The sequence below is a fragment of the Agromyces sp. ISL-38 genome (genome assembly GCF_018613935.1).
In the GTDB taxonomy this organism is placed as follows: Bacteria; Actinomycetota; Actinomycetes; order Actinomycetales; family Microbacteriaceae; genus Agromyces.
Window position 1 is genome coordinate 64377 of record NZ_JAGGPF010000006.1, and the last position, 20589, is coordinate 84965.

At 69.3% G+C, this 20589-nt stretch carries 24 protein-coding genes; 19 read left to right on the plus strand and 5 right to left on the minus strand.

What is annotated here, in order from left to right:
* Positions 1 to 4: 4 nt before the first annotated feature.
* Positions 5 to 655, plus strand: a complete 651-nt coding sequence (locus tag J7E25_RS05225; protein ID WP_214868626.1) for a DUF1990 family protein — start codon at positions 5 to 7, stop codon at positions 653 to 655.
* Positions 656 to 657: 2 nt separating this feature from the next.
* Positions 658 to 1884 (plus strand): radical SAM family heme chaperone HemW, encoded by a 1227-nt coding sequence (hemW, locus tag J7E25_RS05230; RefSeq protein ID WP_214868627.1) that lies wholly within the window; start codon positions 658 to 660, stop codon positions 1882 to 1884.
* A gap of 6 nt (positions 1885 to 1890) precedes the next feature.
* Here hemW and J7E25_RS05235 read toward each other — a convergent pair whose 3' ends face one another.
* On the minus strand, positions 1891 to 2271 hold the full coding sequence (locus J7E25_RS05235) for a DUF4870 domain-containing protein (RefSeq protein WP_214868628.1): 381 nt from the start codon (positions 2269 to 2271) through the stop codon (positions 1891 to 1893).
* A gap of 127 nt (positions 2272 to 2398) precedes the next feature.
* Positions 2399 to 2833: a DUF4870 domain-containing protein gene (locus tag J7E25_RS05240; RefSeq protein ID WP_214868629.1), complete on the minus strand. Its 435-nt coding sequence runs from the start codon at positions 2831 to 2833 to the stop codon at positions 2399 to 2401.
* Between the two features lie 190 nt (positions 2834 to 3023).
* On the opposite strand from J7E25_RS05240, the gene hrcA reads away from it, so the two are divergent.
* The 13 genes from hrcA to leuA all read left to right on the plus strand — a co-directional run bounded on the left by hrcA (position 3024) and on the right by leuA (position 16305).
* Positions 3024 to 4046, plus strand: a complete 1023-nt coding sequence (gene hrcA / locus J7E25_RS05245) for a heat-inducible transcriptional repressor HrcA (RefSeq protein WP_214868630.1) — start codon at positions 3024 to 3026, stop codon at positions 4044 to 4046.
* 61 nt (positions 4047 to 4107) lie between these two features.
* Entirely contained in the window at positions 4108 to 5205 is a 1098-nt protein-coding gene (dnaJ, locus tag J7E25_RS05250; protein WP_214868631.1) for a molecular chaperone DnaJ, read from the plus strand.
* 6 nt (positions 5206 to 5211) lie between these two features.
* Positions 5212 to 5946 carry a 16S rRNA (uracil(1498)-N(3))-methyltransferase gene (locus J7E25_RS05255; RefSeq protein WP_214868633.1) on the plus strand — a complete coding sequence of 245 codons (735 nt, stop codon included), beginning with the start codon at positions 5212 to 5214 and terminating at the stop codon, positions 5944 to 5946.
* A gap of 24 nt (positions 5947 to 5970) precedes the next feature.
* Positions 5971 to 6330 (plus strand): HIT domain-containing protein, encoded by a 360-nt coding sequence (locus tag J7E25_RS05260; RefSeq protein WP_214868635.1) that lies wholly within the window; start codon positions 5971 to 5973, stop codon positions 6328 to 6330.
* A 73-nt stretch (positions 6331 to 6403) separates the two neighbouring features.
* Entirely contained in the window at positions 6404 to 7417 is a 1014-nt protein-coding gene (locus J7E25_RS05265; RefSeq protein ID WP_215009521.1) for a PhoH family protein, read from the plus strand.
* Positions 7414 to 7875 (plus strand): rRNA maturation RNase YbeY, encoded by a 462-nt coding sequence (gene ybeY / locus J7E25_RS05270; RefSeq protein ID WP_214868639.1) that lies wholly within the window; start codon positions 7414 to 7416, stop codon positions 7873 to 7875. The genes J7E25_RS05265 and ybeY overlap by 4 nt, the downstream gene beginning before the upstream one ends.
* Before the next feature lie 2 nt (positions 7876 to 7877).
* The gene (locus J7E25_RS05275) at positions 7878 to 9194 is read left to right on the plus strand and encodes a hemolysin family protein (RefSeq protein ID WP_214868641.1); all 1317 of its coding nucleotides are present in this window, start codon (positions 7878 to 7880) and stop codon (positions 9192 to 9194) included.
* A complete protein-coding gene (era, locus tag J7E25_RS05280; RefSeq protein WP_214868643.1) occupies positions 9139 to 10080 on the plus strand; it encodes a GTPase Era in 942 nt (313 codons plus the stop codon). Before J7E25_RS05275 ends, era begins: the two co-directional genes overlap by 56 nt.
* A gap of 145 nt (positions 10081 to 10225) precedes the next feature.
* Entirely contained in the window at positions 10226 to 11419 is a 1194-nt protein-coding gene (locus J7E25_RS18150) for a histidine kinase (protein WP_214868645.1), read from the plus strand.
* Entirely contained in the window at positions 11416 to 12081 is a 666-nt protein-coding gene (locus J7E25_RS05290; RefSeq protein WP_214868647.1) for a response regulator transcription factor, read from the plus strand. Before J7E25_RS18150 ends, J7E25_RS05290 begins: the two co-directional genes overlap by 4 nt.
* A gap of 87 nt (positions 12082 to 12168) precedes the next feature.
* Positions 12169 to 12930, plus strand: coding sequence for an ABC transporter ATP-binding protein (locus J7E25_RS05295; RefSeq protein WP_214868649.1), 762 nt, complete (start codon positions 12169 to 12171; stop codon positions 12928 to 12930).
* Entirely contained in the window at positions 12927 to 14327 is a 1401-nt protein-coding gene (locus tag J7E25_RS05300) for an ABC transporter permease (protein WP_251038825.1), read from the plus strand. The genes J7E25_RS05295 and J7E25_RS05300 overlap by 4 nt, the downstream gene beginning before the upstream one ends.
* A gap of 202 nt (positions 14328 to 14529) precedes the next feature.
* Complete coding sequence (leuA, locus tag J7E25_RS05305; protein ID WP_214868651.1) at positions 14530 to 16305, plus strand: 2-isopropylmalate synthase; 1776 nt, start codon at positions 14530 to 14532, stop codon at positions 16303 to 16305.
* A 48-nt stretch (positions 16306 to 16353) separates the two neighbouring features.
* Here leuA and J7E25_RS05310 read toward each other — a convergent pair whose 3' ends face one another.
* A complete protein-coding gene (locus tag J7E25_RS05310) occupies positions 16354 to 17013 on the minus strand; it encodes a trimeric intracellular cation channel family protein (RefSeq protein WP_214868653.1) in 660 nt (219 codons plus the stop codon).
* A 62-nt stretch (positions 17014 to 17075) separates the two neighbouring features.
* On the opposite strand from J7E25_RS05310, the gene recO reads away from it, so the two are divergent.
* Together recO and J7E25_RS05320 are read left to right on the plus strand one after the other, a co-directional pair.
* On the plus strand, positions 17076 to 17813 hold the full coding sequence (recO, locus tag J7E25_RS05315) for a DNA repair protein RecO (RefSeq protein ID WP_214868655.1): 738 nt from the start codon (positions 17076 to 17078) through the stop codon (positions 17811 to 17813).
* Positions 17810 to 18616: an isoprenyl transferase gene (locus J7E25_RS05320; RefSeq protein WP_214868657.1), complete on the plus strand. Its 807-nt coding sequence runs from the start codon at positions 17810 to 17812 to the stop codon at positions 18614 to 18616. The genes recO and J7E25_RS05320 overlap by 4 nt, the downstream gene beginning before the upstream one ends.
* Positions 18617 to 18619: 3 nt before the next feature.
* On the opposite strand, the gene J7E25_RS05325 is transcribed toward J7E25_RS05320, so the two are convergent.
* Positions 18620 to 19009: an AAA family ATPase gene (locus tag J7E25_RS05325; RefSeq protein ID WP_308164376.1), complete on the minus strand. Its 390-nt coding sequence runs from the start codon at positions 19007 to 19009 to the stop codon at positions 18620 to 18622.
* Between the two features lie 250 nt (positions 19010 to 19259).
* On the opposite strand from J7E25_RS05325, the gene J7E25_RS05330 reads away from it, so the two are divergent.
* Together J7E25_RS05330 and J7E25_RS18155 are read left to right on the plus strand one after the other, a co-directional pair.
* Entirely contained in the window at positions 19260 to 19925 is a 666-nt protein-coding gene (locus J7E25_RS05330; RefSeq protein WP_214868661.1) for a DsbA family protein, read from the plus strand.
* Positions 19922 to 20050 carry a hypothetical protein gene (locus tag J7E25_RS18155; RefSeq protein WP_285289803.1) on the plus strand — a complete coding sequence of 43 codons (129 nt, stop codon included), beginning with the start codon at positions 19922 to 19924 and terminating at the stop codon, positions 20048 to 20050. Before J7E25_RS05330 ends, J7E25_RS18155 begins: the two co-directional genes overlap by 4 nt.
* A 27-nt stretch (positions 20051 to 20077) precedes the next feature.
* Here the strand turns inward: J7E25_RS18155 and J7E25_RS05335 are convergent, their stop codons facing one another.
* Entirely contained in the window at positions 20078 to 20560 is a 483-nt protein-coding gene (locus J7E25_RS05335; RefSeq protein ID WP_214868663.1) for an aminoacyl-tRNA deacylase, read from the minus strand.
* Positions 20561 to 20589 lie beyond the last annotated feature (29 nt).

The window sequence follows — 20589 nt, forward strand, 5'->3', positions numbered from 1 at the left end:
ACGGATGACCCGACGCAGTACCTTCACCGACCAATCGGTCACCTACGGCGCGATCGGGGCGACCCTCGCGCCTGATCTCCTGCGCTATCCGCCGGCGGGCTATCGCCCCGCTGAAGACGCCGTGCGCCTCGGCAGCGGCACCGAGCGCTTCGAGCGCGCCGCCGAGTCGCTCATGACCTGGGGCATCCAGCGGGGCGCCGGCTTCACGGTCGCCGACATCTCCACGGGCACCGGCGCCCAGTACCCCGGCATCGTCTACGACGCCGACGGCTCGCCGCTCAGCGACCAGCCGGCACCCCGCACCGAGGAGCGATTCGGCCCCGACGGAACGCCCTACGTCGCCGCCGGCATGACGGCGACGCTCCGCCGCAAGGGTCGCTTCCGCACCCAGTCGACGCCCGTGCTCGTCGTCTACGTGATCGACGAGCCCGACCGCATCGGCTTCGCGTACGGCACGACCGCCGACGGCCCCGAGAGCGGCGAGGAGTCGTTCATCCTCGAACGTCGCGACGACGACACTGTCTGGCTCACCATCCGGTCGATCCTCGCGACTCGCGGCGGTATCCGCGGCCTGTTCGCGCCGGGCCAGCGCCGGAAGCGGCGTGAACTCACTCGCGTCGAGCTCCGCGCCCTGCACCCTGCGGGTGGCGTGTAGGCGTGGGATCAGCCCTCCCGCTCGGCGACCCGGCGCCGGCCGATGGCGTGTTGCCGCCATCCGCGGCCGCAGGGGCCGCTGAGCGCGCATTCGGCGTCTACGTGCACGTGCCGTTCTGCCGTGTTCGTTGCGGCTACTGCGACTTCAACACCTATACGGCCGGTGAACTGCGCGGTGCACGGCAAGTCGATTACGCCGATCACGCCATCGGCGAGATCCGGATGTCGCGACGAATGCTCGAGGCATCCGGCGTGCCTGATCGCCCCGCCCAGACGGTCTTCTTCGGCGGCGGAACGCCGACCCTGCTCCCCGCCGACGACCTCGTGCGGATGCTCGGGGCTGTTCGCGACGAGTTCGGCTTCGCCGCCGGCGTCGAGGTGACGACCGAGGCCAATCCCGATTCGGTGGGGCCCGACGACCTGCGGCGCCTCGCCGAGGGCGGCTTCACCCGTGTCTCGTTCGGCATGCAGTCGGCCGTGCCGCATGTGCTCGCGGCACTCGATCGCACGCACGACCCGGCCCGCGTTCCGCTCGTGGTCGGCTGGGCACGTGACGCCGGGCTCGACGTGAGCCTCGACCTCATCTACGGCACGCCGGGGGAGTCGCTCGACGATTGGCGGCGAAGCCTCGAGGCCGCCATCGGGCAGCGCCCGGATCATCTCAGCGCCTACGCGCTGATCGTCGAGCAGGGAACGAAGCTCGCCAGGCAGATCCGCCGCGGCGAACTCGCGACGCCCGACGACGACCTCGAGGCCGACATGTACGAGCTCGCCGAAGACCTGCTCGGTGCCGCGGGCTATGAATGGTACGAGGTGAGCAACTGGGCGACCGCGCCCGTGCACCGTTCACGGCACAACCTCGGCTACTGGCGCAGTGACGACTGGTGGGGCGTTGGCCCGGGCGCGCACAGCCACGTCGGCGGCGTGCGCTGGTGGAACGCGAAGCATCCGGCCGCATACGCCGAACGTGTTGCCGCCGGGGTGTCGCCGGCGGTCGGCCGAGAGGTGCTCGATACGCCGACGCGAGAGACCGAGCGAGTACTGCTCGGCACCCGCATCCGCGAGGGAATCGGCCTCGGTTCGCTGCGCCCCGAAGGCCGCACGGCGGTTGCCGGCCTCATCGCCGACGGGCTCGTCGACGCGAAAACCGCCCTCTCAGGTGGGCTCGTGCTCACCATGAGAGGGCGGCTGCTCGCCGACGCCGTGGTCAGGCGCCTGCTCGAGGCGTGACGCCGCTCAGCTCACGAACTTGATCGTGAGCGGGTACGCGTAGGGCTGGCCCTGGTTCGCCTTCACTGCGGCGATGATGCTGAAGACGATGATCAGCACGCCGATCGCCGCCATCAGCAGGAATCCGATGAGGATGATCGTGAGGATCGAGCTGACGATCATCGCGATGGTCATCGTGATCTGGAAGTTCAGCGCCGTCGCGGTGTGTGCGCGCACGAACGGTCCGCGATCCTTCAGTACGAGGTAGCCGATCAGGGCGGGGATGAATCCGAAGAAGATGCCGCCCACGTGCACGAGCGTCGACCAGAGCCGCTCATCGGCCGGGCTGAGCTGCGGATTCCCCTGGTAGGGAGCGGCCGGCGGGGGAGGCGGGGTTGCGTCGGACATGGTGAGCGTCTCCTAGGTCGTGTCGCCGAATGGCGGTACTCGGTCGATCTCATGGTGGCACAGACGAGCGCGCCGGGGGCGGATTTCGCCTTCCCCGGCGCGCTCGTCGACCGCGTGGTGCGAGCGTCTACTTGATGAGACGCACCGAGAACGGGTAGCGGTAGTGCTTGCCGTCCTTCGCCTGGAGGAACGCGATGATGGAGAACACGACGCCGAGGATCCAGACGACCCAGGCGAGCAGCGACAGCACGCTGCCGAGGCCGAAGGTGACGACGGTCACGAGCGCCGTGACGATCCAGACCGCGATGTACGCGAAGACCAGCGTGATCTGGAAGTTCAGCGCCTCCTTGCCCTCGGTGTTCGTGAACGTGCCACGATCCTTGAACACGAGCCAGATGATGAGCGACGGCAGGAATCCGAGGACTCCACCGAGGTGCGCGAACGAACCCCACTGGATGTCCTGCTCAGGCGACAGCGGCGCGGCAGCGACCGGCTGGGGAGCTGCCGGCTGCGGCGGCGGCGGGACGTTGGGGTCGGGGGTCTGAGCATTGGGGTCGGTCATGAGCGTGCCTTTCAGGGTTCTCTGATGAACCGCGACTGTGAAGGAGATTCGCAGCCAGGGGTGACGCGCGGATTACCCATACGGTAGCGCTGAGACCCGCGGGCTGGCAACGACTGCGGCAGCGGATGTCGCGATATGATTGGCACTCAGGTAGAACGAGTGCTAAGCCGGTGCAGGGAAAGCGAGGGTCATGGTCTCCGAACGGAGTCTCGCGGTGCTCCGCGCGATCGTGCAGGACTACGTGGCATCGCGCGAGCCGGTGGGCTCGAAGACGATCGTCGAGCGCCATGCGTTCGGCGTGTCCGCCGCGACGATTCGCAATGACATGGCGCTCCTCGAAGAGGAGGAGCTCATCGCGGCGCCGCATACGTCATCGGGCCGGATCCCCACCGACAAGGGGTACCGCGTCTTCGTCGACCAGCTGACCGACGTGCGTCCGCTGACCCAGGCGCAGCGGCAGGCGATCGAGACCTTCCTCGGCGAGTCGAGCGACCTCGACGAACTGCTCGCTCGCACCGTGCGCCTGATCGCCCAGCTCACGAAGCAACTCGCCGTGGTGCAGTATCCGAGCTTCACGAGCGCCCGCGTGCGGCACGTCGAGCTCGTCTCGCTCGCGCCGAACCGCGTGCTCTGCATCCTCATCGCCGACTCCGGCCAGGTCGAACAACGACTCGTCGAACTCGAGCAGCCTGTCGACGAAGACACCCTCGCCGACCTGCGCGTGCGCCTCAACGAGATCGCAGCGGGGGCGACGATGGCGGATGCCGCGATCGCGCTCTCGGGCGAGGTCCGCTCCGCCGACCGCCGTCACGCCGCGGTGATGCACACGCTCGCCGCGACGCTCGCCGAGCAGGCGCGTGTGCAGCGCACCGACCGGCTCGTGGTCGCCGGTGCCGCCAACCTCGTGCGAACCGAGCAGGACTTCGCCGGCTCGATCCTCGGTGTCATCGAGGCGATCGAGGAGCAGGTCGTACTGCTGAAGCTCTTCGGCGAGATGGCCACCGACGAGCACGGCGTCGCGGTGCGGATCGGGCGTGAGAACGCCTCCTTCGGCCTCGGGGAGACCTCGGTCGTCACGAGTGCGTTCGAGATCCCCGGGCGCGACATCTCCCGGCTCGGGGTCGTGGGGCCGACCCGAATGGACTACTCCAACAGCATGGCGGCGGTTCGCGCCGTGGCACGCTACCTCTCCCGCACCCTCGGCGAGAGCTGAACCCCGTCATTCGCCGCGACACCGGCGCATTGCATCCGGCAACCGAAAGGACAAGCCCTCCGTGGCCGACCACTACGAGGTCCTCGGCGTCGCACACGACGCCACTCCCGACGAGATCAAGAAGGCGTATCGGCGCCTCGCCCGCGAACTCCACCCCGACGTGAACCCCGGAGCCGAGGCATCCGAGCGATTCAAATCGGTCACGCACGCCTACGACGTACTGAGCGACCCCAAGCAGCGCCAGCAGTACGACCTCGGCGGCCAGGGCGGCTTCAGCGGCCAGGGCTTCAGCGGATTCGGCGACATCTTCGAGACGTTCTTCGGGGCCGGCCAGACCACTCGCGGGCCGCGGTCGCGACGCGAGCGCGGGCAGGACGCGCTCATCCGGGTGGAGGTCGGGCTCGAAGAGGTCATCTTCGGCACCCACCGCGACATCGAGGTCGATACCGCGATCGTGTGCGGCACCTGCCACGGCAGTTGCTGCCAGCCAGGCACCTCGCCCGTCACGTGCGACATCTGCAACGGCACCGGCTCGATCCAGCGCTCGGTGCGCTCGCTGCTCGGCAACGTCATGACGTCGAGTCCCTGCGGTACCTGCCGCGGCTACGGCACGGTCATCGCGACACCGTGCGTCACGTGCCAGGGACAAGGACGCGTTCGCGCCCGGCGCACCGTGCCCGTCGACATCCCCGCCGGCGTCGACACGGGCGTGCGCCTGCAGATGCCGGGCTCGGGAGAGGCCGGCCCCGCCGGCGGCCCGAACGGCGATCTCTACCTCGAGATCAAGGTCAAGAACCACGAGGTCTTCAGCCGCAACGGCGACGACCTGCTGTGCTCCCTCGACGTGGCGATGACCGACGCGATCCTCGGCACCAGCACGACGATCCCCGCGCTCGACGGCGACGTCGAGGTGGAGCTCAGGGCAGGCCTGCAGAGCGGCGAGATCCTCACGGTGAAGGACCGCGGAGTCACGAAGCTCCGCGGCACCGGGCGGGGCGATCTCAAGATCGGCGTGCAAGTCGTGACGCCCACGAAGCTCTCGACGAAGGAGCGCGATCTCATCCAGCAGTTCGCCGCCTCGAAGAAGCCGCACGCGCCCGAGCTCGGACACTTCCAGCAAGGGCTCTTCGCGCGTCTCCGCGATCGGTTCCTCGGCTAGGCCGGCGTGAGCAGCCTCTATCTCGACGAGTCGCTCGAACTCGACGCCGTCACGCCGGGCGCAACCGTCGAGCTCTCGGGCGACGAGGCGCGTCACGCGGTCACCGTGGCGCGCGTGCGCACAGGTGAGCGCATCGCGATCGGCGACGGCCGCGGCATCCTCGTGCGAGGCGTGGTGGTCTCGACCGGCGCCCGCGAACTCGTGCTCGAAGTCGAAGAGGTGCTGGTCGAAGAACCACCCGAGACGCGGATCACGCTCGTGCAGGCGCTGGCGAAGGGCGACCGCGACGAGCTCGCTGTGCAAGCGGCGACCGAGCTGGGCGTCGACGTGGTCGTGCCGTGGGCGGCCGCCCGGTCAGTGTCGCGCTGGGAGGGCCCGAAAGCTGAGAAGGGCCGCCAGCGCTGGGCGAGCATCGTGCGCGAGGCGGTGAAGCAGTCGATCAGGGCCTGGCTCCCGCCGGTTGCGCCGGTCACGGCGACCGGCGACCTCGCCGGCCTGCTGCAGGGCACGCGGATGCTGCTGCTCGAACCCACTGCCACGACACCCATCACCGACATCCGGCCCGACGGTCGCGACCTCGCCCTCGTGGTGGGTCCCGAGGGCGGCATCTCGCCGGCGGAGCTCGAGCGGCTCGTCGCCGCCGGCGCGGAGCCGGTGCGACTCGGGGCATCCGTCTTGCGCACCTCGACCGCAGGGCCGGCCGCGATCGCCGTCCTCAACGCCGCGCTCGGGCGGTGGTGAGCCATCGATCGCTACGATGGTGGAATGAGCGACTCCGGCGCACGGCCCTCCCTCTTCGAGCGGATCGCCACTCGTGAGATCCCTGCGCGCATCGTGCTCGAGACCGAGCGCGTGATCGCGTTCCACGACATCGCGCCCAAGGCGCCGTTGCACGTCATCGTCACCCCGAAGGCCGGCGACTACCGCAACGTCGTCGAACTCGCCGCCGGAGATCCCGGTCTCCTCGCGGAACTCGTGGCCGCGGCCCACGAGGTCGCGGATTCACTCTCCGACGGTCAGTTCCGGCTCGTCTTCAACACCGGTCCCGATGCCGGCCAGACCGTCTTCCACGTGCATGCCCATGTGCTCGCCGGAGGGCTCGAGGAGACCTCGCTTGGCGACTGATCCGTACGGCCAGGGCGCCGCGCCGCAGCCCGCGCGCGACGATGAGGAGCGCCTCACCATCGACGGCATCGCCATGGTGCGCCTCCTCGGCCCACAGGACCGCCTGCTCTCGAGCATCGAACGCGAGTACCCCGGTGTCGAGGTCCATGTGCGCGGCAACGAGATCGCGATCCGCGGCGACGTCGACGGTCGCACCCGCGTGCGTCGCCTCATCGAAGAACTCCTGGAGCTCGTTCGCAACGGCCAGGATCCGACACCCACCGAAGTGAGGAGCTCGGCCCGAATGCTCGAAGCCGATCCCAATGCCAAGCCGTCCGAGATGCTCGGGCAGGTCATCGTCTCGAGTCGCGGAAGGACCATCCGACCGAAGACCGAGGGCCAGCGGCAATACGTCGATGCGATCGACGAGCACACGATCGTCTTCGGCATAGGCCCGGCCGGCACCGGCAAGACGTACCTCGCGATGGCGAAGGCCGTGCAGGCCCTGCAGCGCAAAGAGGTCAATCGGATCATCCTCACCAGGCCCGCCGTAGAAGCGGGGGAGCGCCTCGGCTTCCTGCCGGGCACGCTCACCGACAAGATCGATCCGTACCTGCGCCCGCTCTACGACGCGCTCAACGAGATGATGGATCCCGAGCTCGTGCCGAAGCTGCTCGCTGCTGGCACGGTCGAGGTCGCTCCGCTCGCCTACATGCGCGGCCGCACCCTCAACGACTCGTTCGTCGTGCTCGACGAGGCCCAGAACACCACGCCTGAGCAGATGAAGATGTTCCTGACCCGTCTCGGGTTCGGGTCGCGCATGGTCGTGACGGGCGACGTCACCCAAGTCGACCTGCCGATCGGCGCGAGCGGACTGCGGCTCGTCACCCGCATCCTCGACAACGTCGACGACATCCAGTTCATCCGGCTGACGAGCGCCGACGTCGTGCGTCACTCGCTCGTCGGCCGCATCGTCGACGCCTACACCGAATACGACCAGCGCACGCAGGCCCAGCGGTTCGAGCGTGATCAGGCTCGCGAGTTCGCGAACCGCGCCGAACGGCGTGGCCACGCCCCGCGCGATCACCAGCCGAGGAAGAACAGTTGAGCATCGAGATCAACAACGAGTCGACCATCGCGGTCGATGAGGCCGCCATCCAGCGGCTCGCCGTCTACGCGCTCGACGCCATGCACGTGCATGCCGATGCCGAGCTCGCGATCGTGCTCGTCGACGAGGGCGCCATGGAGCAACTGCACGTGCAGTGGATGGATGAGCCGGGGCCCACCGACGTGCTCAGCTTCCCGATGGACGAGCTGCGTCCCGGCACCGAAGACCAGCCCACCCCGCCGGGCCTGCTCGGCGACATCGTGCTCTGCCCGCAAGTCGCGCAAGCGCAGGCACAGACGGCCGGTCACGAGCTCATCGACGAGCTCCTGCTGCTGACGACCCACGGCATCCTCCACCTGCTCGGGTTCGACCATGCCGAGCCGGCCGAGGAGAAGGAGATGTTCGGCGTGCAGCGCGACATCCTCGTCGGCTTCTCCATGCAGGAGCGGCGCCGCTGACCATGGAGCCATGGCTCTTCCTCGGAGCGGCACTCGTGCTCGTCGCATTCGGCGGCCTCATGGCCGCCGTCGATTCAGCCATCGGCGTGAGCTCGCGCGCCGACATCACCGACCTGGCCATCGGGTCGCGGGCGCGCCGCTCGCTCCTCGCGATCGCCGTGGACACCGGCGCTCACGTGAACGCGGTGAACTTCATGCGCATCATCGCCGAGACGACCTCGGCGGTGCTCGTGACGCTCGCGTTCACCTTCTTCATCGAGAGCATCTGGCTCGTGCTGTTGTACTCGGCCCTCATCATGACCGCCGTCTCGTTCGTGCTCGTGGGGGCGAGCCCGCGCAGCGTCGGCCGTGCGCACGCGGCTACGGTGCTCCGTCTCACGGCTCCGCTCGTGCATTTCCTGCGTGTGCTCCTCGGCCCGCTCGCGGGGGCGCTCGTCACGCTCGGCAACCGGGTCACCCCCGGCCGAATCCGCTTCGCCGGGGTGTCGAGCGAGGAGCAACTGCTCAGCATGGTCGACGAGGCGACCGAGCTCGACGTGCTCGAGGAGGGCGACCGCGAGCTCATCCACTCGATCTTCGCGTTCAACGACACCGTCGTGCGCGAGGTCATGGTGCCGCGCACCGACATGGTCACGATCGATGCCTCCGAGCATCTCGCCCATGCGATGGCGCTGTTCCTGAAGGCCGGCTACTCGCGCATCCCGGTCGTCGAGCGCGACGCCGACGACGTCACCGGCATCCTGTACCTGCGCGATCTCGCACGACTCGGCTTCGAACAGCCCCTCGATGCCGAGGGCCTCACCGTCGGTGAGCTCGTGCGCCCCGCGGTCTTCGTTCCCGAGTCCATGAAGGCCGACGCGTTGCTCCGGCAGATGCAGCTCGAGTCGAACCACCTCGCGATGGTCGTCGACGAGTACGGCGGCATCGCCGGACTCGTCACGCTCGAAGACCTCATCGAGGAGCTCGTCGGCGACATCTCCGACGAGTACGATCGCGAGGCCGCCCAGGTCGAGGAACTCGAACCGGGCCGGTATCGCGTGAACGTGCGACTGCCGATCGGCGAGCTCGGCGAGCTCTTCGGACTCGACCTCGAGGACGAGGACGTCGACTCGGCCGGCGGGCTGCTCTCCAAGGAGCTCGGCCGGCTCGCGCAGCCCGGCGAGCGCGTGACCGTCTCGGGCCTGTTGCTCGAAGCCGAACGCACCGAGGGCCGCCGCAAACGCATCTCCACCATCCTCGTCGAACGCGACCAGGCGCTCATCGATGCGCAGACCGCGTTCGAGTCGGGCGACCCCGAAGGAAGGAACAGCCGTGGCTGAGTACCGTGCCGGATTCGTCTCGATCGTCGGGAGGCCCAACGTCGGCAAGTCCACGCTCACCAACGCCCTCGTGGGGGAGAAGGTGGCGATCACGAGCTCGAAGCCGCAGACCACCCGGCGTGCGATCCGGGGCATCGTGCATCGCGAACGCGGGCAGCTCATCCTCGTCGACACGCCCGGTCTGCACCGCCCGCGCACGCTGCTCGGCGAGCGATTGAACACGCTCGTGCAGTCGACGCTCGGCGACGTCGACGTGATCGCGTTCTGCGTTCCGGCGAACGAGGCGATCGGCCCCGGCGACCGCTACATCAACGAGCAGCTCGAGCAGTATCCGAGGGCCAAGAAGGTCGCGATCGTGACGAAGACGGATGCCGCATCGAAGGCGCACGTCGCCGAGCAGCTGCTCGCGGTCTCGCAATTGCGCGAGTGGGACTCGATCGTCCCGGTCTCGGCGCCGCGCGGCGAGCAGCTCGAGGTGCTCGTCGACGAGCTCCTCGCGCTCATGCCGACCGCGGAGCACGAGCTCTACCCGGCCGAGATCCTCACCGACGAAGACGTCAACGAGCGCATCGCCGAGTTCGTGCGCGAGGCGGCACTCGAGGGCGTCTCCGACGAGCTGCCGCACTCGATCGCCGTGACCATCGACGACGTCATCGAGCGCGAGGACAAAGACCTCGTCGAGGTGTATGCGAATCTCTACGTCGAGCGTGACAGCCAGAAGGGCATCATCATCGGCAAGGGCGGCGCGCGGCTCCGCGAGGTCGGGGCCACCGCTCGGGCGCAGATCGAGGGCCTCCTCGGCCGCAAGGTCTACCTCGCCCTGCACGTGAAGGTCGCGAAGGACTGGCAGCGCGACCCCAAGCAACTGGGGCGCCTCGGCTTCTGAGCACGGTCCGCAGCGACGCAGCCGGCCTCCTGAGACCGGAGTGAGCTGGGCGACCGCGCCGGTGGGCACCTCGGAAACTACATCGCAAGAATGATTCCGCAGCCGACGTGAGGCCCGCGCCTCGCCGGGCGCGTACGGTGGATCGGTGCCCACCTCGATCAGCCGCGCCAGGTTCACGACCGATGCCGTACTGGCGGGCGTGTTCGCGGTGCTCTGCCTGCCGTTCGCAGCACTCGGCGGCTGGCCCGACTTCGTGGTGCTCGCCGCCTTCACGGCGGCGCTCGTGGTGCGCCGCCGGGCGCCGGCGTGGTCGCTCGGGATCGCCTGGGGCGCCGCGCTCCTGCAGATGACGATGCTGCGCGACCTGCAGCTCTACGATGCTGCAGTGCTCGGCGTGCTCTATTCGACCGCCGCGCACGGCGGTCGGGTGCTGAAGTGGCTCGGCCTCGCTTCGGCCGGCGTCGGGGCCCTGCTGGCAACCGGGTACCTCGCGGTCGTGAAGCCGCTCCTCGACGACGCCGGATTCGTCGGCGCGGGAGACCCGTTCAGCACGGTGCTCCTGTCGGCCGTGCTCTTCGTCGCGTCGATCGCGGTACTGGTGCTCGCGTGGACCACTGGCCTGCTCGTGCGTGCGGTTCGCGACACCCGCGAGGTGCGGCGGCGCGAGGAGACCGCGACGCGCGAGCGCGCACTCGTCGAGTACCGCTACGCCGTGGAGCAAGAACGCAATCGCATCGCGCGTGACATGCACGACGTCGTCGCGCACTCGCTCGCCGTCGTCATCGCGCAGGCCGACGGAGCGAGGTTCGCGGCTCCCACCCGGCCCGAGGCGGGCATCGAGGCGCTCGACACGATCGCGGGCGTCGCACGCGGCGCGCTCGGCGACGTGCGGATGCTGCTCGCCGAACTGCGCCACCATGAGGCAGGCACCCCGCAGCCCGTGCTCGACGACCTCGGCGAGCTGCTCGAGCAGGTGCGCGCCGCGGGCCTCGACGTGCGCTTCACGGAGGCAGGTGAGCGCCGTCAACTCGGCACGGGGCACCAGATCGCGGTGTACCGCATCGTGCAGGAGGGCCTCACGAACGCCTTGCGGCACGGCGACGGCTCGGAGCCGGTCGTCGTCGACTTCGCATGGGATGCATCGGGTGTGGAGCTCGAGGTCGTGAACGCGATGCACTCGGATTCCGCCTCGGCCGAGCCGCACACCATTCGGCACGGCATTCCCGGCATGCGCGAACGCGCACAACTCGCGGGCGGATCGCTCAGCGCCGAGGCCGGCGACGATGGGCGATTCAGGCTCCGCGCCCGTGTGCCCATCCAGCCCGGGAGCACCGCATGAACGCCATCCGCGTGGCACTCGTCGACGACCAGGCCCTCTTCCGGGCGGGCGTGCGCATGCTCGTCGAGTCGCAGCCCGACCTCGACGTCGCCGGAGAGGCGGGCGACGGGGCATCCGGTGTGGTCCTCGCCGCCCGGTCACGGCCCGACGTGATGCTGATGGACGTGCGGATGCCGGTGCTCGACGGCATCTCGGCGACCGAGCGCATCCTCGCCGAGGCCGACCGTGAGGGGCGCACGCCGCCGCGGATCCTCGTGCTGACGACCTTCGATCTCGACGAGAATGCGGCCCGGGCGATCCGGGCGGGAGCGAGCGGGTTCGTGCTGAAGGATGCCGACCCCGAGTTCCTGCTCGCATCGATCCGCACCGTCCACCAGGGCAACCAGGTGATCGCCGCCTCGGCCACGCGCGAGCTGTTCGCCCACGTCGGCCGGGGGAGCGGGCGTCGTCCGGCTCCGGCGGCCTGGGCGGAGCTCACACCGCGCGAGCGTGAGATCTTCGCCCTCGCGGCGCGCGGGCTCTCGAACGCCGAGATCGCGGCATCCGAGTTCCTGAGCGAGGCGACCGTGAAGACGCACGTGAGCCGCATCCTCGCGAAGCTCGGCCTCCGCGATCGCGTACAGCTCGTCGTCTTCGGCTACGAGCACGACCTCGGCAGCTGAATCGGCCGCCCCGTCATCCTCGAGGATGACGACGAACCATCCGACCGCCGGATGCCGCGCCTCAGGCGCCTCCGTAGCTTCGATGTCATGCAGATCCAACCCTCAGACCTCGGCCTCATCGCTCGCGTCGCGACCCTCGGCAAGCACTACGGGGAGGGGGCGGGAGCGGTCACCGCGCTCGACGACGTCTCGCTCGGGCTCCGCCGTGGCGAGTTCACCGCCATCATGGGCCCGTCGGGCTCGGGCAAGTCGACGCTCATGCACATCATGGCCGGCCTCGACACCGCGAGCTCCGGCCGCGTGTGGCTGGGCGACACCGACATCACCGAGCTCTCCGACAGTGCGTTGACCGTGCTGCGCCGCCGGCGCGTCGGGTTCATCTTCCAATCGTTCAACCTCGTGCCGACCCTCGACGTGCGCGGCAACGTGATGCTGCCGTTCGAGCTCGACGGCCGTCGCCCGAGCCGGGACGAGCAGGCGTGGATCGACGAGCTGCTCGACACGCTCGGTCTCGGTGCGCGGCTCGGCCACCGGCCGCACGAGCTCTCGGGCGGGCAGCAGCAGCGGGTCGCGATCGCGCGGGCCCTCGCGACCCGCCCCGACCTCGTGTTCGCCGACGAGCCCACCGGCAACCTCGACTCCCGCACCGGCCGAGAGGTGCTCGGCCTCCTCGCCACCGCGAGTGCGCGCTACGGCCAGTCGATCGCCATGGTCACGCACGATCCGATCGCGGCGAGCCACGCCGACCGCATCCTCTTCCTCGCCGACGGGCGGATCGTGCGCGACTCGGCGCGATCGACGCCTGAGGACATCTCGACCTTCATGCTCGCGATGGAGGTCGCGGCATGATGAGCACACGAGTGAAGGACCAGTTGCCCACGCTCCTCGTCGCAGCGCTGGCCGGCACCTTCGGCGTCGCCCTGCTCCACATCACCGGCCTGCTCGGTGCGGCGATCGCCGCAGACGACATCACCGGCGGGAGCGCCACCGTCGCGCTCATGCTCGGCGTCGTGGCGATGGTGTTCATCGTGATCGCGATCTACGTGAGCGCGATCGTCACGGCGAACACGGTGTCGACCGTCGTCGCCGGACGCACCCGGCTCATCGCGCTGTTGCGCCTCATCGGCTCGAGTGCTCGCACACAGCGGGCGCAGATCGCCAGGGAAGGGCTGCTCGTGGGCGTCGCAGGGGCGGCCATCGGCATCGTGCTCGGCACAGGCGTCGCGTTCGCGCTCGACGAGATCGCCGTGGCGAACGAGCTAATGCCGGCGACCGACTACGGCTATCTGAACGTCTGGGTCGTGCTGCCTGCGGTCGCGGTCGTCGTCACGACCTGGCTGGCGTCATGGGTGGGCTCCCGGCGGGTGCTCCGGGTGCGGCCGATCCAGGCGATCGGCAACTCGAACGAGCAGGATCGCGAGGAACTCGGCCGTGGCCGCGGTCGCAACGTCAGCGCGATCGTGTTGTCGGTGCTGGGCCTCGGCATGCTCGTCGCCGGCGTCATCTGGGGCCCGGCCAACCCCGTGTGGATGCTCGTCGCCGTGCTCGGGGGCATCACCTCGTTCACCGGCATCGTGCTCGCCGCCAACGTCGTCATGCCACCGGCCCTTCGCCTCGTCGGGCGCCTCTTCGGGGGCTCGCCTGCCGCCCGTCTCGCGGCCGAGAACGCCGTGCGCCATCCCGAGCGGAGCTCTCGCATGACCATCGGGCTCGTCATCGGCGTGACGCTCGTGACGACGTTCGCCGTCGCGATAGAGTCCTACCGCGCGATGCTCGTCGCCGCGCAGCAGCTGCGGCCGGAGGTGTACGCGGGCATCGACGAGATGCTCAACGCGACCGTCGCGGTCTTCACGGTGCTGATCGGCTTCAGCGCCCTGATCGCAGCGATCGGCATGGTGAACACTCTCTCGCTCAGCGTGATGCAGCGCACTCGGGAGCTCGGCCTGTTGCGGGCGCTCGGGTTCGACCGTCGGCAGCTTCGGCGCATGATCGTGGTGGAGAGCGCGGCGCTGACCCTCGCGGCGACGGCGATGGGCGTCGTGCTCGGGTTCGCGTACGGGTGGGCCGGCGCGCAGGCCCTGCTCGGCGGCGCCCAGGGTGAGACGACGTTCGTGCTGCCCGGCATTCCGTGGGCGCTGTTCGGGGGGCTCCTCGTCGCCGCGGGCGTGCTCACCCTCGTCGCGTCGATCGCGCCGGCGCGTCGTGCGATGCGGGTCTCGCCAGTGGTGGCACTCGCGGTGGAGTGAACGACGATGTGAACGGATGCCGCGGCGCCCGCGGCATCCGTTCAGCGTCATGTTTCGCGAGCGCGCATGCTCGGTGTTAGCCTTGACCCGTGCTTCACGGTCTGCTCCTTCTTAGCTGCCGCAGCGAGTCCTAGTTCACAGGCCTCCCTCGCTGCGGAGTTCGTCGTCGGCTGAATCCTCAGGCAAACGAGAAGAGCACCCAATGCAGAACACCCAGAAGCCATCGTCGATGCCGGTGCATCGGTACCGCCCGTTCCACGAGCAGATCCGTGTCGAGCTCCCTGACCGCACGTGGCCCTCCAAGCGCATCGAGCGCGCGCCCCGCTGGTGCGCCGTCGACCTGCGCGACGGCAACCAGGCCCTCATCGACCCGATGAGCCCCGAGCGCAAACGCATCATGTTCGACCAGCTCGTGCGCATGGGCTACAAGGAGATCGAGGTCGGCTTCCCGAGCGCGAGCCAGACCGACTTCGACTTCGTGCGCAGCCTCGTCGAAGAGGGCGCCATTCCCGACGACGTCACGATCCAGGTGCTCACCCAGGCGCGCGACCACCTGATCGAGCGCACCTACGAGTCGATCGCGGGCGCCAAGCAGGCGATCGTGCACCTCTACAACTCGACGAGCATCCTGCAGCGCGATGTGGTGTTCCGCACCGACAAGCAGGGCATCATCGACATCGCCCTCCACGGCGCTCGCAAGTGCCGCGAGATGGAGGCATCCGTTCCCGGCACGACCGTCTACTACGAGTACTCGCCCGAGAGCTACACGGGCACCGAGCTCGAGTTCGCCGTCGACGTGTGCAACCAGGTGCTCGAGATCTTCGAGCCGACCCCCGAGCGCAAGGTCATCATCAACCTGCCGGCGACGGTCGAGATGGCGACGCCGAACGTCTACGCCGATTCGATCGAATGGATGTCGCGGCACCTCGCATACCGCGAGAACGTCATCCTCTCGCTGCACCCCCACAACGATCGCGGTACCGCCATCGCAGCGGCGGAGCTCGGCTACCTCGCCGGCGCCGACCGCATCGAGGGCTGCCTCTTCGGCAACGGCGAACGCACGGGCAACGTCGACCTCGTGGCGCTGGGCGTGAACCTGTTCACGCAGGGCATCGACCCGCAGATCGACTTCTCCGACATCGACGAGATCAAGCGCACCACCGAGTACTGCAACCAGCTGCCGGTGCCCGAGCGCCACCCGTGGGCGGGCGACCTCGTCTACACGGCATTCTCCGGATCCCACCAAGACGCCATCAAGAAGGGGTTCGAGGCGATGGATGCCGAAGCGGCCCGGCGCGGCGTCACCGTCGACGAGCTCGAATGGGCCGTGCCCTACCTGCCGGTCGACCCGAAAGACCTGGGCCGCAGCTACGAGGCCGTGATCCGCGTCAACTCCCAGTCGGGCAAGGGCGGTGTCGCCTACCTGCTGAAGACCGACCACGCTCTCGACCTGCCGCGACGACTGCAGATCGAGTTCTCGGGCGTCGTTCAGGCCAAGACCGATGCCGAAGGCGGCGAGGTCTCGAGTGCCGAGATCTGGCGCATCTTCAACGACGAGTACCTGCCGGCACCCGCCGACCATCCCGACGAGAAGTGGGGCCGCTTCGAACTGCTGTCGCTGCGCACCGAGAGCGCGCTCGACGGGGTCGTCAACGTGCACGTCGGGCTGCGCGACGGCGAGGAGCGAGTCGAAGCCGACGCGAACGGCAACGGTCCCATCTCTGCGTTCCTCGCGGTGCTCGGCGCCGAGGGCGTCGACGTGCGGCTGCGCGACTACGTCGAGCACACGCTCGCCGCGAGCGGCAGTTCCCAGGCGGCCGCATATGTCGAACTCGAGGTCGAGGGCCGGGTGCTGTGGGGCGTCGGCATCGACGGCGACATCTCCACCGCGTCACTGAAGGCGGTCGTCTCCGCCGTCAACCGTGCGCTGCGCGGAGCCCGGGTCGAGGCCGGCCAGCTCGAGGCCGTCACCGCCTAGCGATCGGATGCCGCGTGCTCGACACTCGGGCTCGCGGCATCCGTTCGCTCAGGCGCGCCGCCAGACCTTCCAGCTGCCGAGTGCCCGCTGCTCGGGAAGGCTCCAGCCGTAGCGCACCGAGCCGAGCCTGATGAGGGTCGTGACGACGACGCACGCCGTGGCGGCAACGATGATGGGCGTTCCCATCGCGACGAGCACGACGAGCAGCGTCGTGCCCACGGTCGCCGCGACCGCGTAGAGCGAGCCGACGTGCATCAGTGCGATCGGCAGGTTGAGCGCGACGTCGCGCAGGATCGAGCCGCCGACGGCCGAAAGCACGCCCACGAACACCGCGGGCACGACGGGCACGCCGTAGGCGAGGGCCTTCGAGGTGCCGATCGCGCCGAAGAGCCCGATCGTCACGGCATCGAGCGCGATGATGAGGCCGTTCAGCCGCGCGAACACGCGCAGCAGCAGCATCCCGAGCAGTGCAGCGGCGGTGCCGACCGGCAGGTACCAGTTGCTCGCCATCGCCGCCGGAAGCTGGTTCAGCAGAAGGTCGCGCAAGAGACCGCCGCCGAGCCCGACGATCACCCCGATCAGGGCGACGCCGAGCAGGTCGATGCGGCGCTCGGTGAGGCGGGCGGCGAACATGGCGCCCTGAATGGCGCCAACGGCGACGGCTGCCAGGTCCATCCAGAGCGGGATGGTGAAGAGGGGGGCGGCCATGGCACCAGTGAATCACGCGAGCGCCTCGGCCGTGCGCGGCCGCGAACGCGAGATAATCGAATGTGCCCGTGTATCGAGATGAAGCCGTCGTGCTCCGCACCCACAAGCTGGGTGAGGCCGACCGCATCCTCACGCTGCTCACGCGCCGGCACGGCAAGGTCCGAGCGGTCGCGAAGGGAGTGCGCCGAACCGGGTCGAAGTTCGGCGCACGGCTCGAGCCGTTCATGGTCGCCGACCTGCAACTCTACGAGGGCCGCAGCCTCGACGTCGTGACCCAGGCGGAGTCGATCGGCTCCTACGGCGCGGAGATCACGCAGGACTACGGCTCGTACACGGCGGCGAACGCGATGGTCGAGGCGGCCGACAAGCTCACCGAAGACGAAGGATCGCTGCAGCAGTACCTGCTGCTCGTCGGCGCGCTCCGTTCGCTCTCGCGACTGGAGCACGGTGCCAGCCTCACCCTCGACTCCTACCTGCTGCGCGCACTCGCCCTCGCCGGGTGGGCGCCGAGCTTCCAGGACTGCGCGCGCTGCGGCAAGACCGGCGAGCACACGGCGGTCGTCGTGCAACTCGGCGGCGTGGTCTGCGATGACTGCGCCCCGCCCGGCACGCCCCGCATCGCCCGCTCGACCGTCGCCCTGCTCGGCGCCCTGCTCGCCGGTGATTGGGCTTTCGCCGAGGCGGCCGGAGAGGGCGACCGCAACCAGGCGAGCGGCATCGTCGCCGCCTACACCCAGTGGCACCTCGAGCGCGGCCTCCGCTCGCTGCCCCACGTCGACAGAGAAACGGCGGCCCCGTGAGCCCGAAGCCCTACACCCATCGTGACGCGGTGCCCTACCGGCCGATCGATTGGACGGGCCTCTATCCTCCCGAGCTTCCGAAGGGCGCCGTGCCGAACCACGTCGCAATCGTCATGGACGGCAACGGCAGGTGGGCGAACCGTCAGGGCCTCACGCGCATCGAGGGGCACAAGGCAGGGGAGGCGGCGCTCCTCGACGTCGTGGCGGGTGCGATCCAGGCCGGCGTGAAGCACATCTCGGTCTACGCGTTCTCGACCGAGAACTGGAAGCGCTCGCCCGAAGAGGTGCGCTTCCTCATGGGCTACAACCGCGACGTGCTGCACCGGCGGCGCGACCAGCTCAACGAGTGGGGCGTGCGCATCCGCTGGGCTGGGCGGCGGCCTCGGCTCTGGGCGTCGGTCATCAACGAGCTCCAGTACGCCGAAAAGCTCACCGCACGAAACGACACGCTCACCCTCACGATGTGCGTGAACTACGGCGGCCGCAACGAGATCGCCGACGCCGTGCGCTCGATCGCCGACGACGTGGCATCCGGGCGCCTCCGCCCCTCCGCCGTCTCCGAGAAGCTCATCGCCAAGCGGCTCTACGTGCCCGAACTGCCCGACGTCGACCTCTTCGTTCGCAGCTCAGGCGAGCAGCGCACCTCGAACTTCATGCTCTGGCAGTCGGCATATGCCGAGATGGTCTTCCTCGACACGCTCTGGCCCGACTTCTCGCGCACCGACCTCTGGCAGGCCATCGGGGTCTACGCAGCCCGCAACCGCCGCTTCGGCGGTGCGGTCGACGCCCCGACCGCGGGCTGAGCGCTATCGCGTGGCTCGGGCGAACGCCCCCGAGAGCCACGTCTCTGCCTCGCGAGGGCTTCGGAGCCGCACGATCGTGAGCTGCGGATGCATCGCCGCGGCGCCTTCGACGAGGGATGACCACTTCGAGTGGGTGCGCCAGGCCCAGCGCACGATGTGGTCGGCGTCGGTGAAGACCGTGCGCAACGGCGCCTCGACGTTGCCGTTCCAGAGCACCTCGCGTCGCAGCCGGCGCCTGATGGTGCGCCGCAGCACGCGGACCATGACGAGCGGCCGCGGATAGTCGAGCCACACGAGGAGGTGCGCACGTGATGCGAGGAGGTCCCGAGCGTCGGAGTAGAGCCACTCGGTGGCCCACTCGGCTCGCGCGGTGAAGGCGGCGACATCCTCCAAGAAGCTCGGACGCGGGGTCCAGCCGGGCCCGTGTCGCAAGGCGTCGAGCTCGTGATACGGAATCCCGGAAGCGGCTGCAAGCCTCCTTGTGAAGGTCGATTTCCCCGCCCCGCTCGTGCCCGCGACGAGCACACGGCGGGGGCGAAACGGGAGCGGGTGTGAAGGGCCGAGCATCATCCGAGCGTATCCAACGGCGTTGTCGCATTCCGGGGCGGGAATAGGCGGCCAGCAGCATCCGTTCGCATACATCGTGAGTGAACCCATCAAGATCGACATCTGGTCCGACATCGCGTGCCCGTGGTGCTACATCGGCAAGCGCCACCTCGAGAGCGGCATCGCCGCGCTCGGCGCCGACGCCCCCGAAGTCGAGATCGAGTACCACTCGTTCGAACTCGCGCCCGACACCCCTGTCGACTTCCATGGGTCCGAGGTCGACTTCCTCGCCAAGCACAAGGGCTTGCCGGCCGCGCAGGTGCACCAGATGCTCGAGCGCGTCACGGGCGTCGCTGCCGCAGCGGGGCTCGACTACGACTTCGACGCGCTCCAGCACACGAAGACCCTCAAAGCCCACGAGCTGTTGCACTTCGCGAAGGAGCAGGGCCAGCAGCTCGAGCTGACCGAGCGCCTCATGCGCGCGTACTTCACCGAGGGGCGCCACGTCGGCCGTATCGACGACCTCGTCGAGCTCGCGGCCGAGGTCGGGCTCGACGCCGACGCGGCACGCGCCGCCCTCGAGTCGGGTCGGTTCGCCGCCGACGTACAGGCCGACATCGCCCAGGCCGGCGCCTACGGCATCAACGGCGTGCCGTTCTTCGTGTTCGAGGGCAAATACGGCGTCTCGGGGGCGCAGCCCGCCGAGGTCTTCGCCCAGGTGCTCACGCAGGTCGCCGGCGAGCGCGACGAGGCGGCAGCGTGACCGACGAAGCGGTCATGACGACGGATGCCGCAGCGCCATCGCCGTTCACGATGGTGGCGGGCGACCCAGCGGCGATGGTGTGCGAGGGCGACGTCTGCTACGTCCCTGAGGCGCCCGCAGAGTAGCGCGCGCGGCACCCGGCGTGCTGCCGGCTACTCCGGGTCGCTGATGTCGGCCACGGTGGCATCGAACGCGTCCACGAGCCGGTCGGCATCCACGAAGAGGCTGCGGCCGTGCTCGCCCGCGCCCATCGACACGCGGCGCCCGGCGATCGTGGCGTCGACCACGACGGGCCACGCGGTCGTCGAGCCGAGGGGCGTGATGGTGCCGCGCTCGTATCCCGTCGCGGCGAGTGCGAGCGAGGCATCCGGCAGCTGGAGCTTGTTCACACCGAGCAGCGCCCTGAGCTTGGGCCAGGAGATCTTGCGGCCACCGGGCACGAGCGCGAAGACGTAGGTGTCGTCGCTGCGCTTCACGACGAGCGACTTCACGATGTCCGCAGGAGTGATGCCCATGAGCTCGGCGGCCTCCTCGAGGCTGCGGGCCGCCGGTCGCTCGATGATGTCGACCTCGAGGCCGCGCGCCGCGGCATCCGCTCGCACGCGTTCTGCACCGATGAGCTCACCGTCGGTCATCTCGTCCTCCACAGTCTCGTTCTCCTCGG

What these genes read in the sequence shown, in the direction of transcription:
- J7E25_RS05225 (WP_214868626.1), top strand. Translation starts at nt 5, where the DNA reads ATGACCCGACGCAGTACCTTCACCGACCAATCGGTCACCTACGGCGCG.
- J7E25_RS05235 (WP_214868628.1), bottom strand. Translation starts at nt 2,271, where the DNA reads ATGTCCGACGCAACCCCGCCTCCCCCGCCGGCCGCTCCCTACCAGGGG.
- J7E25_RS05240 (WP_214868629.1), bottom strand. Translation starts at nt 2,833, where the DNA reads ATGACCGACCCCAATGCTCAGACCCCCGACCCCAACGTCCCGCCGCCG.
- hrcA (WP_214868630.1), top strand. Translation starts at nt 3,024, where the DNA reads ATGGTCTCCGAACGGAGTCTCGCGGTGCTCCGCGCGATCGTGCAGGAC.
- J7E25_RS05260 (WP_214868635.1), top strand. Translation starts at nt 5,971, where the DNA reads ATGAGCGACTCCGGCGCACGGCCCTCCCTCTTCGAGCGGATCGCCACT.
- J7E25_RS05265 (WP_215009521.1), top strand. Translation starts at nt 6,404, where the DNA reads ATGGTGCGCCTCCTCGGCCCACAGGACCGCCTGCTCTCGAGCATCGAA.
- J7E25_RS05275 (WP_214868641.1), top strand. Translation starts at nt 7,878, where the DNA reads ATGGAGCCATGGCTCTTCCTCGGAGCGGCACTCGTGCTCGTCGCATTC.
- era (WP_214868643.1), top strand. Translation starts at nt 9,139, where the DNA reads ATGCGCAGACCGCGTTCGAGTCGGGCGACCCCGAAGGAAGGAACAGCC.
- J7E25_RS05290 (WP_214868647.1), top strand. Translation starts at nt 11,416, where the DNA reads ATGAACGCCATCCGCGTGGCACTCGTCGACGACCAGGCCCTCTTCCGG.
- J7E25_RS05295 (WP_214868649.1), top strand. Translation starts at nt 12,169, where the DNA reads ATGCAGATCCAACCCTCAGACCTCGGCCTCATCGCTCGCGTCGCGACC.
- J7E25_RS05300 (WP_251038825.1), top strand. Translation starts at nt 12,927, where the DNA reads ATGATGAGCACACGAGTGAAGGACCAGTTGCCCACGCTCCTCGTCGCA.
- leuA (WP_214868651.1), top strand. Translation starts at nt 14,530, where the DNA reads ATGCAGAACACCCAGAAGCCATCGTCGATGCCGGTGCATCGGTACCGC.
- J7E25_RS05310 (WP_214868653.1), bottom strand. Translation starts at nt 17,013, where the DNA reads ATGGCCGCCCCCCTCTTCACCATCCCGCTCTGGATGGACCTGGCAGCC.
- J7E25_RS05335 (WP_214868663.1), bottom strand. Translation starts at nt 20,560, where the DNA reads ATGACCGACGGTGAGCTCATCGGTGCAGAACGCGTGCGAGCGGATGCC.